The following is a 15,755-nucleotide window of genomic DNA, read 5'->3' as shown; positions in this document are numbered from 1 at the left end:
GGGGCTACTCGGTGACCTGATCGGGTGTGACGACTTCGGTGATGCCACGGGCCCCGAGGTGTTCCTTGTCGTCGGCGCGGCTCGCGAGAACGGTGGTGGGGCGGGCCCCGTCCGCGGTCAGCCGGGCAAAGGCCTCGAAGACCTGCCCACCCGGAGCACAGACCGAACGGCCATCCGGAGTGGTCTCTACCACTAGCGCCGTGGTCCGGGGTGCGGGTGCGTACACACGCCGCTCCTCGATGATCCGCGCGATGGCGTGACCCGCGGGTTTGGTCTGCCGGTCGTTGGTCAACAGGCCGAGGCTGTACTCGAGTTCGGGGAAGTCGGCGAGGTCGCGGCTCACGTCGTGCGAGCACCACCAGGTGATGCCCCATACGTCGGTGCAGTCGAGGGCGTTCGCCACGGTCGCCTCGGTGAACGCGGCCGCGTGCCCGGCCGGGATCAGCGGCGCGGGCGCGCCGACCTCCTGGAGCCACACCGGGCGGTGCGGGTTGTCAGCCCACGCCTTGGACAGCTCGATGAGGTACGCGGCGTGGTGTTCGGTTGCGACACCCGTACGGCCGTGGCGCTGGGCGGTGCCGTTGAACACCCAGGAGTGCACGGCGGTGACCGCGCCGAGCCGCGCCGAGTGCTCGGGGGTGAACGGCTGGTCGTCCTGGTACCAGGCGGCGTCGTACGAGGCGTGCAGATGCAGCTTGCCCGGCGCGCCCTCCTCGCAGGCGGCGAGCAGCCGCTGGAGCCACGCCGCTGCCTGGTCCGGCGTGATGCGGTCCGGGTCGGGATGCGGACCGGCCGCGAACTGGTTGACCTCGTTGCCGATCGTCATGCCGATGAAGTTCGGCCGGTCGGCGAGCGCGGCGGCGAGCACCCGCAGGTACTCGGCTTCGCCCTCGACCACTTCCGGGTCGGTGAAGATGTTCCGCCGGTGCCAGGTCTGGGTCCACGCGGGCAGGAAGTCGAAACTCGACAAGTGCCCTTGCAGACCATCGACGTTGACGTCGAGTCCGCGTTCGGCGGCGGCGTCGGCGAGCGCGACGAGCTGCTCCACGGCGCGCGGGCGGATCAGGGTGCGGTTGGGCTGGAAGTAGGGCCACAGCGGGAAGACCCGGATGTGGTCCAGGCCGAGCGCGGCGATCGAGTCCAGATCGGCGCGTACGGCGTCGAGGTCGAAGTCGAGCCAGTGGTGGAACCACCCGACGCTCGGGGTGTAGTTGACGCCGAAGCGCACGGCAGCAGGCATGCGGGATCCTTGCGAATCGGATGTACGGAAAGGTCCGGGCAGGTCAGCCCTTGACCGCGCCCTCGCCGACCCCGCGGAAGAAGTACCGCTGGAGACAGGCGAAGAGAGCGATCAGCGGTGCCACGGCGATGATCGTGCCCGCGGCGACGAGCCGTTCGTCGTTGGCGAAGGTGCCGTGCAGATAGTTGAGGCCGATGGTCAGGGTGAACTTCGACGGATCGCTGAGCACGATGAGCGGCCACAGGAAGTCGTCCCAGGCGCCCATGAAGGCGAAGATCGCGACGACGGCGAGGGTCCCCTTCACCGACGGCAGCGCGATCCGCAGGAACCGCTGCCAGGCGTTCGCCCCGTCGACGAAGGCGGCCTCCTCGATCTCGTACGGGAGGTTGAGGAAGGCGTTGCGCATCAGCAGGACGTTCATGGAACTGACGCAGGCCGGCAGCATCACCCCGATGAGGGTGTTGTTCAGGCCGAGTTCCCGCATGGTGGTGAACTGGGCGATGATGATGCTCTCCGTGGGGACCAGCATCGCGAGGATGAAGACGAGGGTGGCCACGCGTCGGCCCCGGTAGCGCATCCGGGCCAGGGCGTAGCCAGCGAGGGCCGAACCGACGCAGTTCGTCACGACGTTGGCGCCCGCGACCTTCAAGGAGTTGAGGGCGTAGTCCCAGACGGGGATGATCTCGGCGACGCGGTCGTAGTTGTGGAGTGTCGGGTCGCTCGGCAGGAACTTGGGCGGCGAGCTGTAGATGTCCTCGGTCGGGCCCTTGAGCGAGGTGGACAGCTGCCATACGAAGGGCCCGATGGTGAGGGCTAGCACGGCGAGCAACAGCAGGTAGCGCAGGGCGAGTTCCCAGGCGCGTACGCGGCGGCCCTGCTCGTCGGTGATACGACGGCGGGGCTTGTGCGGGGCTTCCGGTCGCTCCACCGGACGGGTCTTCTCCAACACACTCACGCGTCCTCCTTCCGGTCGGCGCGCAGCACGAGCAGCATCAGCGCGACGGTGACGACGAAGACGACGACCGAGATGGCGGAGGCGTAGCCGACGCGGCCGGTCAGGCCGGTGCCGGTGCGCTGGACGAGCATGACGAGGGTGGTGTCCTCGCCCGCCGGGCCGCCGTCAGGACCGGCCATCAGATAGACCTCGGAGAAGACCTTGAAGGCGGCCACCGACGACAGTGCGCCGACCAGCACCATCGTGGAGCGGACGGCGGGCACGGTGACCGTGAGGAAGCGGCGTACCGCGCCCGCGCCGTCCACCGACGCGGCCTCGTGCAGCTCGCGCGGCACATTGGCGAGCGCGGCCAGGTAAATGATCATGTAGTAGCCGAGGCCCTTCCAGACCGTGACGGCCATGGCGCTCAGCAGAAGCAGCCACTGGTCGCTGAGGAAGCCGACCTTGCCGACCCCGATCGCCTCCAACAGGGCGTTCACCAAGCCGCGTTCGTCCAGGAGCCACACCCAGATGAGCCCGACCACGACGATCGACGCGACCACCGGGGTGTAGAAGGCCGACCGGAAGAAGGCGATGCCGGGGATGTTCTTCTGGACGAGCAGGGCGAGCAGCAGCGGCAGCAGGACGAGCGCGGGGACGACCCCGAGGACGTACAGCGTGCTGTTGCGCAGCCCGATCCAGAACATGTCGTCGTGCAGCAGCTCCCGGAAGTTGGCCAGGCCCACGAACTCGCCGGGGATCAGCGTCCGCCGGTCGGTGAAGGAGTTGATCAGAGTGGAGACGAACGGGTACAGGATGAAGATGCCGATGATCAGCATCCCGGGGGCGGCGAACAGCCAGGGGCTGGTGGGCAGATGGCGCCGCACACCCGGTGGGCGCTTCACCCGGCTGCCGCGCCGGACTCCGTCGGAAACGGTGGAGGAGCTTGCCATATCTGGTCAGCCCTGCTGTTCGAGCAGCTTGTCACAGGCCTTGACAGCGTTGTCGAGGGCTTCCTTGGGGCTCTGCTTGCCCTGGAGCGCCTTGGCGACCTCGTTGCGCAGCTCGGTCTTCATCTGCTCGCTGAACAGGACCGGCGTGTAATTCACCGCGTTCTTGAGGGACTTGGCGGCGGCCACCCGCACCCGCGTCACATCGGTCCCGTCCTCCTTGGTGAAGTACGGGTCGTCCAGCGATCCCGCGGTGCTCGGGAAGATCGCGACCTGCTTCGCGAACGACATCTGGTTCTGCGCGTCGGTGACGAAGTGTGCGAAGGCGACCGCGGCCGCGGTGTGCTTGGTCTGCGAGTTCACCATCACGCCCATCACGTACATGTTCACCTTGCCGGTGCTGGTGATCTGGTCCGTGATGCCGATGTTCTTGTAGAGGTTCGGCGCCTGCTTCTTGAAGTTCTCCAGGTCCAGGGCGCTTCCCGGGTTCATGGCGACGGCCCCGGTGAGGAACTTCTTGCCGGACGACTCGGGGGTCGCGGTCAGCGCCTGCGAGTCCAGCGCCTTGGCGTCGTACAACTCCTTGTACTTGGTGAGGAGTTCGATCCCCTTGGCGTCGTTGAAGGCGAAGCCGGTGCCTTCCTTGTTCATCAGCTCGACGCCGTAGCGGCCGAAGTCCTCGATCGTGGGTACGTTGGCGAGGGTGGCCACCTTGCCGTCACTCTTCTCCGCCAGCTCCAGGGCGTCGCTGAAGAGTTCGTCGTACGTCGTCGGAGGCTTGGAGGCGTCGAGCCCGGCGTCCTCGAAGAGCGACTTGTTGTAGAAGAGCGGGCCGGTGTTGAGGTACCAGGGGAAGGCGTACGTCCCGGTCATGCCCGGTATCTGGTGGCTGGCCCAGGCGCCGTCCAGGTACTCCTTCTGGTACTTCGAGGCGGCCTTGTCGAGGTCGAGCGCGAGGCCGGCCTTCGCGAGCGGAGCGACGAGGTCCGGGGAGACGTTCACGACGTCGGGCAGGGTGCCGCCGGCCGCGTCCGCGCTGATCTTGTCGGCGTAGCCCTCGGCGGGCTGGTCGATCCACTTCACGTTCGTGTCCGGGTACTTCTTCTCGAAGTCGGCGACCACGCCCTCGAAGTACGACTTGAAGTTGGCCTGGAGGTTCCAGGTCTGGAAGGTGATGTCGCCCTCGACCTTGCCGGAGGCGTCCGTCGAGCCGCTTCCGCCGTCCCCGGAGCCGCAGGCGCTCAGCGGCAGGACGAGGGCGATGGCGGCAGCGGCGAGTGCTCTGCGAGATGTGCGCACGGTGACCGGGCTCCTTTGCGGCAGGATGGGCGAACAGTGCCGGGGCAGACCTTGCAGGCAACTCGCGGGGGAAGTCAATGGATTGGTGCGAGCTAAATTCATTAGTAGCGCAATATTGCAGGTCAGAGTCGTGCGGCCAGCCTCTTGCAATCGATCACTAATGCGCTTTAGATTGCATCAGCTCAAGCGCATTAGTACACGGCCTCGGATGACTCCGGAAGAAGGTCTCGAAAGAACGGGGAGCAAGGGTGCCAGCCAAGCGGTCTCCGGCACGCCGGCCGACGATGAAGGACATCGCGCGCCGCGCAGGAGTCTCCGAGAGCGCGGTCTCCTTCGCGCTCAACGACCGGCCCGGAGTCTCCGAGATCACCCGCGACCGGGTCCGCCGGGTCGCCGAACAGCTGGGCTGGCGACCGAGTACGGCGGCACGCGCGCTGTCCGGGGAGGGCGCGGCCACGGTCGGTTTCGTGCTGGCACGGCCCGCGGACACGCTCGGCGTGGACTCCTTCTTCCTCCAGCTCGTCTCCGGCATCCAGGAAGTGCTGGCGGAGCGTCACCTCGGCCTGCTCTTCCAGGTGGTGGAGGACGTGGCCGCCGAATGCGCGGTCTACCGGCGCTGGTGGGCCGAGCACCGCGTGGACGGAGTGCTGGTCGTCGACCCGCGCGTCGACGATCCGCGTCCGGACCTCCTCGACGAGCTGGGCCTGCCCGCCGTGGTCATCGGCGGCGTGCCGGACGCCCGGCACCCCGGCCTTTCCATCGTCTGGGCCGACGACGCGGCCGCGATGGCCGCGGTCGTGGACGAGTTGTACGCTCTCGGCCACCGCCGGATAGTGCACATCGCGGGACTGCCAGGACTCGCCCACACCGAGCGCCGGATCCGTACCCTGCGCGCCGAGGCCGAGCGCCGGGGACTGACCGAGGTCCGTTCCGTCCCCACGGACTACTCGGACACCGAGAGCACAGCCGTCACCCGCCGCGTCCTGGAAGGCGGCACCCCGCCGACCGCGCTGGTCTACGACAACGACGTGATGGCCGTCGCCGGGGTCGCCGCCGCCACCGAGCTGGGCTTCTCCGTGCCCGGTGACGTCTCGGTCGTGGCCTGGGAGGACTCCGCGCTGTGCCGCATGGTCAGGCCGTGGCTGTCCGCGCTCTCCCGCGACACCGTGGAGTTCGGCCGCACGGCCGCGCAGGAGCTGACCGCGCTCCTTGACGGCGGTCCGGCACGGACGGTGCAGGTGCCGGTGCCTCGGCTGATCGAGCGGGACAGTACGGGGCCCCGCGGCAGATGAAGGGGCGGACGTCGCCCAGGACGTCCGCCCACGAACATCAGCTCTGCCAGCCCACCTTGAACACCCACACATACTGCCCGGCCTTACGGGCACCCTCCGGCACGTCGATCACCAGCGACCCGTTGCTGACCGTCCAGGTCAGCGGGCGGTGGTAGCCGAGCATGGTGACCTTGTCCCCGCTGCGGATCGGTACCGGCGCCTCGACGGTCAGCTTGCTGCCGGGAGCGGTCAGCGAGTGGATGTAGAAGGCCTTGTTCTGCTTGACCGTGAAGCGCAGGTCCGCGCCGAGTTCCGCCATCCGCGACCAGTACGTCGTGTCGTAGATCGCCTCGCCGTTGGTCTTCAGCCAGCGGCCGGTCTCGCGCAGCCGGGTCTCCATGATCTCAGGGATGGTGCCGTCGGCGCGCGGGCCGATGTCGAGGAGGAAGTTGCCGTTCTTGGAGACGATGTCGACGAGGCTCCGCACGACCTCCTCGGTGGTCATGTAGGCGTCGTCCGGGGTCGCCCGGTTGTAGCCGTAGCTGCGCGGGTCGAGACCACGGCTGGACTCCCACTTGGCGACGACGGTGTTCTCGTACGTCGTGTACTCGGGGGTCGTGAAGTCGTGGAAGCCGATCCCCGAACGGTCGTTGACCGTCACCTCGTACGGCTTGCGCCTGTTCTTGCCGTGGTTGAAGTACTCGGCGAGCACCTCGATGCTGTCGTTCGCGCCGCCGATGTCGCACCAGATCAGGGCCGGGTCGTAGCCGTGGATCAGTTCCAGCATCTGCGGGGCCTGATAGTCCTTCACATAGTCCTTGCCCGCGGTGTATCCGGTGTACGGGAGCGGCTCCAGGGTGTACGGGTTGCGCGGGGCGTGGCCCATCCACGGGTTGTCCGGGTTGAACCACTCGGGCATCGAGAAGTACAGGCCGCGCTTCAGCTCGGGTGTGAACTGCGTGGAGGCGTCGAAGAGTTCGCGGATCAGATCGCGCTTCGGGCCCATCTTCACGGAGTTACGGTCGGCGAACTTGGTGTCCCACAGTGCGAAGCCCTCATGGTGTTTCGAGGTCAGGACGTGGTACTGCGCGCCCGCGTCCCGGAACAGTTCCACCCACGCCCGCGGGTTGAACTTCTTCGCCGTGAACATCGGGATGAAGTCGTCGTACGCGAAGTCCTCGCCGTATGTCTCCCGGTGGTAGGCGTACACCTCGTTGTCCGGGCTCTCCATGTGGTTCCAGTACCACTCGGCGTACTGCTTGCCGACCGGCGACCAGGCGGGCACCGAGTACACGCCCCAGTGGATGAAGATGCCGAACTTGGCACGGTGGAACCAGTAGGGCGCCTGATGGCCTGTCAGCGATGCTTCGGTGGGCTCATAGTCGGGGACGCCGAGGGTCAACTGTCTGCTGCTGGTCGTGACTTGTCTGCCACGCCCGCTGACGACGACCTGGCCGTCCTGCAGTGTCCCCGGCGTCGTCCCCACGCGGTTGCGGATGCCGACGCGGACGCGCGCCTGTTCGCCGGGGTCGAGGCGGATCACGCTCGCGGGCTCGACGGTGCGGGCGCCCGGCACATCGACGTCGACCGACACCCGGTCACCGGCGAAAACGGCGACCGTGCCGGCGTTGACGACGGTGGCCTCGACGCTCTGGGCGCCGCTCGATTCCAGGAGAGAGAAGGTGGAGTGCGCGTCCCGCACGGCCAACGCCCGTCCCTGGGCGGCCGGCTGGAGTGAGAGGGCGAAGACGTGCAGGGACGGCTTGTTCTCCTGGGCGGGGTTGGTGGTCGGCAGTGTCAGGGCGACCGCCTCGCGCGCCGAGTCGATCCAGACCTCCGCCGTGCCGATGCCGACACGGTGCTCGTCCTTGCTGCCGTCCGGTCGGTAGCGGTACGGCGCCGACAGTGAGCCGCCCGCCGAGTACCAGTCCGAGCCGCCGAGACCTGCGCTCGTCGTGGAGCCGTCCGCGTAGTGCACGGTGGCCTTGCCGGACGCGTTGCCATAGCTGCCCGCCGTGAGGAACAGGGCCGACAGGTAGCTCCCCCTGGGCAGTTCGATGCGCTGGCCGAGGGCGACCACGTTGTTCTTGGCGCCCGCCTCGGCGGACGGGAAGACAAAGGCGATGCCGTCGACCTCGACCGGGCCCGCCGGGAGTTCCTCGCCCGGGAACGTGTAGCCCGAGCCGTCGAAGCTCCCGCCCGGCGCGCCGGCGGTGTCGATGCCGTCGTTGTCGAGGTGGGCGTCGAGCGGCACGGGCACCGGGTCGGGGACCGGGACCCATTGGTTCCCCTGTCCGTCCTGGCTCCCCTGTCCATCCTGGATTCCCTGTCCGTCCTGGTCTCCCTGTCCGTCCGCGGACCGCGCTTCCGCGGTGGCGGCGAGGGGAAGGGTGGCGGCTACGGCGACTCCGGCCGCGGCTCCCAGTATCTGACGTCTTGGATACGCACTCATGGGCGGCTCTCCCATTCATCGGATGTCTGATGATCGAGCTGTCACCAGAACCTGTCAATGGAGTGCGCAGCGAAGGAAGTTGAGTAAGTGATCGGATGATCTCGCGCGTTGTGCGGGCATGAGACAGCCCTCGCGCAAGGCCGTGGGAGAACCCTTCCCGGAGTTCGGAGGCCCCCGGCTCTCGACGGGACACCGCGCCGAGGGCAGAGTGCACCTCGTACTACTCACCGGTACACAAAGGAGTCCCCCGTGACCGTCTGGGTCGGCCGGAGCGCCGCTGAGATCGCCGCAGCCGTACGGGAGAAGCGGGTCACGCCCCGTGAGGTGGTGGCCGAACACCTCGCCCGGATCGAGCTGCTCGACAGCCGCGTCGGCGCTTTCCGCACGCTGCGGGCGGAGGCGGCACTCGCCGAGGCCGACGAGCTGGCGACACGGGATCTCGACCGACTCCCCCTCGCGGGCGTGCCCGTGGCCGTCAAGGACAACCTCCCGGTACGCGGCGAGTCCAACCGCCTCGGCTCCGCCGCCACCCCGGACAAGCCCGCCGACGACGACCACGCCACCGTGCAACGACTCCGCGCGGCGGGCGCCGTAGTCGTGGGTCTGACGAACGTGCCCGAGCTCTGCGTCTTCGGCACCACCGACGGCGTGCACGGCATCGCGCGCAACCCGTGGGACACCTCACGCACGGCGGGCGGCTCCTCGGGTGGCAGTGCGGCCGCGGTCGCCGCCGGGATGGTGCCGATCGCGCTCGGCAACGACGGCATGGGATCGCTGCGTATCCCGGCCGCCAACTGCGGCCTGGTCGGCCTGAAGCCGGGCCATGGCACGGTCCCGGCCGGAATCGGTCACGGCGACTGGTTCGGCATGTCGGAGAACGGGCCGCTGGCGACCACGGTCGAGGACGCGCGCCTGATGTTCGCGGTGCTGGCCGGCACCGAGGCCGTACGTCCGTCGGGTAAGGAAGCCCGCAAGGTTGCCGTCTCCGTACGCAGCCCCCTGGTCGGCGTGAGGGTCACCCGGCCGTACCGGGCCGCGGCCCGGGAGGCGGCGGAGCTGCTGGCCACGGTGGGCCACCGGGTAAGGGCCGCCGACCCGCCGTACCCCCTCTGGCTGAGCACGACCTCACTCGCGCACTGGACGGCGGGCACCGCCGTGGACGCCGCGGAGCTCGACCCGCGCCTGCTCACCCGGCGCACCCGCGTGCACGCCGCGGTGGGACGCCGCTTCCTCAACAGCGTCCGCAAGAGTGACCGCCGCGAACAGCTGCGCAGGCGTCTGGAACCGTTCTTCGCCGAGCACGACGTGCTGATCACTCCTGCGCTGGCCCGGCGGGGTCCGGCCGCCGCGGCCTGGCACGAGCGGGGCTGGCTGCGAAATCTGCTGGTCAACACGAACTACTCGCCACTGACTCCGCCGTGGAACCTCACCGGCTGGCCCGCGCTGTCGGTGCCGTTCGGCACGCTGCCGGGCGGCGCCCCGTGCGCCGTACAACTGGTCGGGCGCCCGGGTTCAGAGCTCGATCTCCTCGCCCTGGCAGGGCAGTTGGAGGAGCTGCGCCCGTGGCGGCGTACGGCACCACTGGATTGAGCTAAAGCGCCCGGTACATGATGTGCAGCCCCACCCGTCCGTGCCGGGGGTGCTCGAAAGCGTCCGGCACGGTACCCAGAATGGTGAAGCCGAGCGAAGTCCACAGCCTGACGGCCGGGTTGGTCTCCACGACGGCGTTGAACACCATGCCCCGGTAGCCGTCCGCCTTCGCCGCGGTGAGGACGTGCTCGGCGAGGGCGCGGCCGATGCCCCGCCCGCCGTACTCGGCGTCGACCATGAACCCGGCGTTGGCGATCCGGTCGGCGGGACCGCCGTAGTTGGCGGTGACGAAGGCCGAGCCGACGATGGCTCCGGTCGTCGGGTCCTCGGCGACGTACACGCGCTTGCCCGGCGCCATCCACAGGGCACGGGCCGCTTCCTCGGAGGTGTCCGGGTCCCAGGTGTAGGTCTCGCCTGCGGAGACGATCCGGTGCCAGAAAGGCCAGATCCGCGGCCAGTCGTCGGCTGTGGCTTCCCGGATCTCTCTGATCAGCATGGGCGTGAGTCTGACACGCCCATGCTGTCAGGGTTCGCGATGGGTCCTGCCGGGGGGATCGCGACGGGTTCTGCCAGGGTCAGTCGACGCTGGGCAGGATGTGCGGCTCGGCGAGGTCGTCCTCGTAACCCGCCAGGCGGATCGGGGCCGACCTGGCCCACACGTCGAGGCTGCCGAGCTTCTTCTCGGGCCGACGGCCCGCACGCTCCGTGCCTTCACTGGGGCGCTGTTCGCGATTCTTCTCCGGTGTCACCGCGCACTCCTTATGTGTCGGGTCACCCTCGGGACGTAAAGGCCAGTCAACTGCCGGTCACCTGACGTCCACTCGGGTATGAGTCGAAGGCAGTTAGGGACGCGGTGGCGCCGGTAACTCGTGCGAGAGCAGGCCGTGATGACCGGCATGTCCCGGGACGGACCGTGGGTGTGGGTGGAACCCAGTATGGCTGCCCGTCCGGTACAGAGTAACCAAATGAGCGGGTGCCCGCTCTATGGGGCTGAAAACATGAGGTAACCGTCTCGCGTCATTCAGTGTCCATCCAGCCCCGGTCTGCGGCGATTTGAAATATTTAGACCTCTTCGTCGCCACCCGTTCGGCTCAATACCGACCATGGATGCGGGGCGCCGAGGACCGTCGCAGTCATCGCGGAACACGGGGCGCAGTTCAGATCCCGTTGGCCGGTTCGCAAGGAGGCCATGATCTGCTGACGCTCCGCAACGGCTTTTCTCGCGGGAGGACTGACGCATGGAGCTGCGCGGCGTCGAGGAGCTGATGGATCTGCTGCACGCCTGCCGGGGGGCCTGGGACACCCCGGACCGCAGTGGCGACCCGGTCGATCTGCACGATCACGCCCTGCAGACCGCCGCGCTGCTGCGCCGTGGTCATCCCGCGGACAAGGAACTCCAGGTGGCGGGCCTGGTTCACGACATCGGGCACCTGCTCAGGCCGGGCGACGACGCCGGTCACGCCGACCACGCGGCCGACGCGCTGCAGCCACTGCTCGGCGAACGGGTCTCCCGCCTCGTACGACTGCACGTGGCGGCGAAGCGCTATCTGGCCACGACCTCGCCGGGCCGCGGGCTGTCGGCCCAGAGCGCACTGACCCTGACCGTGCAGGGTGGTGCGATGACCCCCCTTGAGGCAGCCTCGTTCGAGCGGGATCCGTTCGCCGAGGACGCGGTCACACTGCGGCAGGCGGACGACGCGGGCAAGGTCGTCGGCCTCGACGCGGGGGTCATGGAGGACTGGCGTACGGTCCTGGAGCTCGTGGCGACACAGCACTCACGGCTCGGGGCCGGGAACCGGCCGACGGCACGGGGCTGGTGACCGGCCGAGGGCCGAGGGCTTACCGCTGAGGGCTGTCGACCGGCCGACGGCTGAAGGCGCTTACCGCTGAGGGCTGTTGACTGACGGACCGTCATGAGACCGTACGCGGATGATGCCGCCGTACGGGCTCGAGGGCAGGGCCGCGATCGTCACCGGAGCCTCGCGCGGGATCGGCCTGGCCGTCGCCGAGGCGCTCGCCGGAGCGGGGGCGCGGGTGTGCCTGACCGCTCGGAACGCGGACGCGGTGGGTCTGGCCGCCGAGCGGCTCGGCGGCGTCGGGCTCGCGGGTTCGGTCGCCGACCCCGCACATCTGCGGGCGCTGACCGAGCTGACGCTGCGGGAGTTCGGGCGGATCGACGTCGTGGTGAACAACGCGGCGACCAATGAGCCGTACGGCCCCCTCATGGACGCCGACCCGGAGCGCTGGCGCGAGGCGTTCACGGTCAATGTGGAGGCACCGCTGCGGCTGGTGCGGTGCGCCTGGCGGGCGTGGATGAGCGAGCACGGCGGCACGGTCGTGAACATCTGCACGGAGGGCGCCGGGCACGTCGGCCCCAACGTGGGCGCGTACGGCACCAGCAAGGCCGCCCTGCTGCACCTCACCCAGCAGCTCGCGGGCGAGCTGGCCCCCAAGGTGCGGGTCAACTCGGTCTCCCCCGGACTCGTCCGTACGGAGATGGCCCGCTTCGTGTGGCAGGACGCCGAGGACGAGCTCGGCGCCGGCCTCCCCCTGGGCCGCATCGGGCAGCCCGAGGACATCGCCCGTGCGGTGACGTGGCTGGCCTCGGACGCGGCCGGCTGGATCACCGGTGCCGATCTGCTGGTCGACGGCGGGACACGGGTCAGGGCCGCCTACGCCGGCTCCCCCGGCCATGGGGTGCACGAGCGGCTGAGGAAACGGGCGCCGGGCGCTTAGGACCTGTCCTGGAGAGCGCTCGAACTCGGCAGGACAATGGCCGCGACCGCGCGTTGAATGGTGACCATGGGTGTTCGGCGACAGGCGAGACCCCGCAGAAGGACGGCGCTGATCGCAGCGGCTGTGGCCTCCCTGCTCTCCGCGAGCTACGCGGCCTCCGGCTCGGCCGCGGCAGCCGATCCGCCGCCTCAGCCGCCCCCGCAGCTCACACAGGCGAAGGTGGACGACGCCGTCGGCACGCTCGACCGCGTCGTCCAGGACGGCATGCGGAAGACCGGGGTTCCCGGCGTCGCCGTGGCCGTCGTATACAAGGACCGGGTCGTCTATCTGAAGGGCTTCGGCGAGCGTCGGGTCGGGGCGTCCGGAACCGTCGACCCGGACACCGTCTTCGAGCTGGCGTCGCTGTCCAAGCCGCTGGCCTCGACCGTGGTCGCGGGCGCCGTCGGCGACAAGACCATCGGCTGGGACGACCCCGTGGCCGGGCAGCTGCCGCGCTTCGCGCTCAAGGACCCCTGGGCCACCGAGCACGTCACTGTCGCCGACCTCTTCTCGCACCGCAGCGGACTGCCCGACCACTCCGGAGACCTCCTCGAGGACCTCGGCTTCGACCGGACGTACATCCTGGAGCATCTGAAGTACGAGCCGCTCTCGCCGTTCCGCGCCAGTTACGCGTACACCAACTTCGGAGTCACCGCCGCGGGCCAGGCTGTCGCGAACGCGAACGACACCACCTGGGAGAAGCTCGCCGAGGACACGCTCTACGACCCGGCCGGCATGAACTCCACCAGCTCCCGCTTCAGCGACTACGACAAGGCCAAGGACAAGGCGGCCACGCATGTGAAGGACGCGGACGGCTCCTGGGAGGCCAAGTACGTCCGTGACGCCGACGCCCAGTCGCCCGCGGGCGGTGCGAGTTCCACGGCCCGCGACATGGCCACCTGGATGCGGCTGCAACTCGCGAACGGAAAGCTCGACGGCGAGCAGATCATCCCCGCCGACCCGCTGGAACGCACCCACCTTCCTGAGATCGTCACCAGCCCGCCGCGTGCCCCGGCGGGCCGCACCGGCTTCTACGGCCTCGGCTGGAACGTCAGCTACGACGACCAGGGCCGACTGCGCCTCAGCCACTCCGGCGCCTTCGAGCTCGGCGCGAACACCAACGTGACCTTGCTGCCGGGCGAGCAGCTCGGCATCGCGGTGCTCACCAACGGGGCGCCCGTGGGCCTCGCCGACTCGGTCGCGCTCGACTTCTTCGACACCGCCCAGTACGGCAAGCCGACGACCGACTGGCTCGCGCTGGTCGACCAGGTGTACCAACAGCAGGAGGATGCGGGCCGCTCCCCCACCGACTACACCAAGCCCCCGGCGAACGCGGCCGGCGCCCGGTCCGACGACACGTACACGGGCACGTACGACAACGACTTCTACGGTCCGCTCACCGTCACCGCCGCACAGAACGGTGAACTGACGATGAGCCTCGGCCCCGAGCCGATGACGTTCCGGCTCACGCACTTCGACGGCGACACGTTCTCCTTCGAGACGGTCGGCGAGAACGCGACCGGCCCGTCCGGAGTCACCTTCAAGGGCGGCTCGGACGGCGCGAAGGCGGGGAAGGTGACCGTCGAGGCCTTCGACGAGAACGGTCTGGGCACCTTCACCCGCCCCTGAAGCGGGCGTCAGGTCACCACTTGCCCGGTGCGTAGTCCTTCATGAACACGCCGTACAGGTCCTCGCCCTGCTCGCCGCGGACGATCGGGTCGTACACGCGGGCCGCGCCGTCGATGAGGTCGAGCGGGGCGTGGAAGCCCGCGTCGGCGAGACGCATCTTGTCGGGGTGCGGGCGCTCGTCGGTGATCCAGCCGGTGTCGACGGCGGTCATCAGGATGCGGTCCTTCTCGAACATCTCCTGGGCGCTGGTGCGCGTGAGCATGTTCAGGGCGGCCTTGGCCATGTTGGTGTGCGGGTGTCCCGCGCCCTTGTAGCCGCGGTTGAAGACGCCCTCCATGGCGGAGACGTTCACGATGTACGTGCGGTCGGCGTCAGCCGCGGACATCGCCGCGCGCAGACGGCTGATCAGGATGAACGGCGCGGTGGAGTTGCAGAGCTGGACCTCCAGGAGCTCGACCGGCGTGACCTCCTCGACGGCCTGGATCCAGCTGTTGGTGTCGTGCAGGTCGGGGACGAGCCCGCCCGCGTCGATGGCCGTACCGGCCGCGATCCGCTCCAGGGACGCCGAGCCGGACACCAGCGCCAGGTCGGTGACCTCCTTCGCGGTCAGCGCACCGCCCTCGGCGACCGGGAGCGCGGCCACGGCGCCCGAGCCGAAGGTGCCGATCACCTCGGCGGGCGGCAGCTCACCGGCGGGCAGCGGGCCCGACTCGGCGGCGAGCAGCTCGCTGTAGGCGCCGGGCGAGCGGCGTACGGTCTGGGCCGCGTTGTTGATCAGGATGTCGAGCGGGCCCTCGGCGGCGACGGATTCGGCGAGTGCGACGACCTGGGCGGGGTCGCGCAGGTCGATGCCGACGATCTTCAGACGGCCGATCCACTCGTCGCTGTCGGGCATGGCCTTGAAGCGGCGGATCGCGTCGTTCGGAAAGCGGGTGGTGATCGTGGTGTGCGCGCCGTCGCGGAGCAGCCGCAGCGCGATGTACATGCCGATCTTGGCGCGGCCTCCGGTGAGCAGCGCGCGCTTGCCGCTGAGGTCGGTGCGGGCGTCGCGGCGGGCCCGGTTCTCGGCCGCGCACTCCTGGCAGAGCTGGTGGTAGAAGTAGTCGACCTCGACGTACCGCTTCTTGCAGATGTAGCAGGAGCGCGGGCGCTGGAGTATCCCGGCGATCTCACCGGCGTCGGTCACGGACGAGGGCAGGATGCCTTCCGTCTCGTCGTCGATGCGCTGGGCGGAGCCGGTGGCCGTGGACTCCGTGACCGCCTTGTCGTGGGCGGTCTTGGCGGCCCGGCGGTCCTGGCGGCGGCGCTGCTTGACCGTGCGGTAGACGCCCGCGGTGGCACGGCGGACGGCGATTGCGTCGGGGTGGTCGATGTCGATCTTCTCCAGCTCGTCGAGCACGCCGAGGCAGACGGCCAGCCGCTCAGGGTCGATGCCGGGCCCGTATGACGCCTCCGCGACCTCTGCCGTGTCCACGGCGGGGGTCGCCGGGCTGTCCTCTGTCACCGTCATCGCCGTTGCCGTTCCTAGGGTTCCGCGCCGCGCTCGAACCGCGCTCGCTTTCGAAGGCGGAATTTTACGGAGCAATGGTGCGTGGCGCCAAACCCGCGATGATCA

Annotated in this window: 13 protein-coding genes; 5 read left to right on the top strand and 8 right to left on the bottom strand. The window is 69.2% G+C overall.

Annotated elements, in window-relative coordinates; all coding sequences use genetic code 11:
• Nucleotides 1-4 precede the first annotated feature (4 nt).
• From AB0N66_RS22010 to AB0N66_RS21995, 4 genes are read right to left on the bottom strand one after another with little or no spacing between them, the layout of a single operon-like run.
• The gene (locus AB0N66_RS22010) at nt 5-1,240 is read right to left on the bottom strand and encodes a glycosyl hydrolase (RefSeq protein WP_365437616.1); all 1,236 of its coding nucleotides are present in this window, start codon (nt 1,238-1,240) and stop codon (nt 5-7) included.
• Between the two features lie 43 nt (nt 1,241-1,283).
• Complete coding sequence (locus tag AB0N66_RS22005) at nt 1,284-2,195, bottom strand: carbohydrate ABC transporter permease (RefSeq protein WP_365437613.1); 912 nt, start codon at nt 2,193-2,195, stop codon at nt 1,284-1,286.
• Complete coding sequence (locus tag AB0N66_RS22000; RefSeq protein WP_365437611.1) at nt 2,192-3,127, bottom strand: sugar ABC transporter permease; 936 nt, start codon at nt 3,125-3,127, stop codon at nt 2,192-2,194. The genes AB0N66_RS22005 and AB0N66_RS22000 overlap by 4 nt, the downstream gene beginning before the upstream one ends.
• Nucleotides 3,128-3,133: 6 nt before the next feature.
• Complete coding sequence (locus tag AB0N66_RS21995; RefSeq protein ID WP_365437608.1) at nt 3,134-4,423, bottom strand: extracellular solute-binding protein; 1,290 nt, start codon at nt 4,421-4,423, stop codon at nt 3,134-3,136.
• Between the two features lie 248 nt (nt 4,424-4,671).
• Here AB0N66_RS21995 and AB0N66_RS21990 point away from each other — a divergent pair, with 248 nt between their 5' ends.
• Nucleotides 4,672-5,715: a LacI family DNA-binding transcriptional regulator gene (locus tag AB0N66_RS21990; RefSeq protein WP_365437605.1), complete on the top strand. Its 1,044-nt coding sequence runs from the start codon at nt 4,672-4,674 to the stop codon at nt 5,713-5,715.
• 37 nt (nt 5,716-5,752) lie between these two features.
• Here AB0N66_RS21990 and AB0N66_RS21985 read toward each other — a convergent pair whose 3' ends face one another.
• Complete coding sequence (locus AB0N66_RS21985) at nt 5,753-8,146, bottom strand: alpha-L-fucosidase (RefSeq protein ID WP_365437602.1); 2,394 nt, start codon at nt 8,144-8,146, stop codon at nt 5,753-5,755.
• A gap of 249 nt (nt 8,147-8,395) precedes the next feature.
• On the opposite strand from AB0N66_RS21985, the gene AB0N66_RS21980 reads away from it, so the two are divergent.
• Nucleotides 8,396-9,736, top strand: coding sequence for an amidase family protein (locus AB0N66_RS21980; protein ID WP_365437599.1), 1,341 nt, complete (start codon nt 8,396-8,398; stop codon nt 9,734-9,736).
• A 1-nt stretch (nt 9,737) separates the two neighbouring features.
• Here the strand turns inward: AB0N66_RS21980 and AB0N66_RS21975 are convergent, their stop codons facing one another.
• Together AB0N66_RS21975 and AB0N66_RS21970 are read right to left on the bottom strand one after the other, a co-directional pair.
• A complete protein-coding gene (locus AB0N66_RS21975) occupies nt 9,738-10,232 on the bottom strand; it encodes an N-acetyltransferase (protein WP_365437596.1) in 495 nt (164 codons plus the stop codon).
• A 79-nt stretch (nt 10,233-10,311) separates the two neighbouring features.
• Nucleotides 10,312-10,485: a hypothetical protein gene (locus AB0N66_RS21970; protein WP_365437594.1), complete on the bottom strand. Its 174-nt coding sequence runs from the start codon at nt 10,483-10,485 to the stop codon at nt 10,312-10,314.
• A gap of 489 nt (nt 10,486-10,974) precedes the next feature.
• Here AB0N66_RS21970 and AB0N66_RS21965 point away from each other — a divergent pair, with 489 nt between their 5' ends.
• The 3 genes from AB0N66_RS21965 (at nt 10,975) to AB0N66_RS21955 (ending at nt 14,140) form a co-directional block, all read left to right on the top strand.
• Complete coding sequence (locus AB0N66_RS21965) at nt 10,975-11,556, top strand: HD domain-containing protein (RefSeq protein ID WP_365437591.1); 582 nt, start codon at nt 10,975-10,977, stop codon at nt 11,554-11,556.
• Between the two features lie 109 nt (nt 11,557-11,665).
• Nucleotides 11,666-12,472, top strand: a complete 807-nt coding sequence (locus AB0N66_RS21960; protein ID WP_365437589.1) for an SDR family oxidoreductase — start codon at nt 11,666-11,668, stop codon at nt 12,470-12,472.
• A gap of 66 nt (nt 12,473-12,538) precedes the next feature.
• Nucleotides 12,539-14,140 (top strand): serine hydrolase, encoded by a 1,602-nt coding sequence (locus tag AB0N66_RS21955; RefSeq protein WP_365437586.1) that lies wholly within the window; start codon nt 12,539-12,541, stop codon nt 14,138-14,140.
• Nucleotides 14,141-14,153: 13 nt separating this feature from the next.
• Here the strand turns inward: AB0N66_RS21955 and AB0N66_RS21950 are convergent, their stop codons facing one another.
• Nucleotides 14,154-15,650 carry an SDR family NAD(P)-dependent oxidoreductase gene (locus tag AB0N66_RS21950; RefSeq protein WP_365437583.1) on the bottom strand — a complete coding sequence of 499 codons (1,497 nt, stop codon included), beginning with the start codon at nt 15,648-15,650 and terminating at the stop codon, nt 14,154-14,156.
• Nucleotides 15,651-15,755: the final 105 nt, after the last annotated feature.

The sequence above is a fragment of the Streptomyces sp. NPDC093544 genome (genome assembly GCF_040683495.1).
In the GTDB taxonomy this organism is placed as follows: Bacteria; Actinomycetota; Actinomycetes; order Streptomycetales; family Streptomycetaceae; genus Streptomyces.
This window is presented reverse-complemented; position numbering and strand designations above follow the sequence as displayed.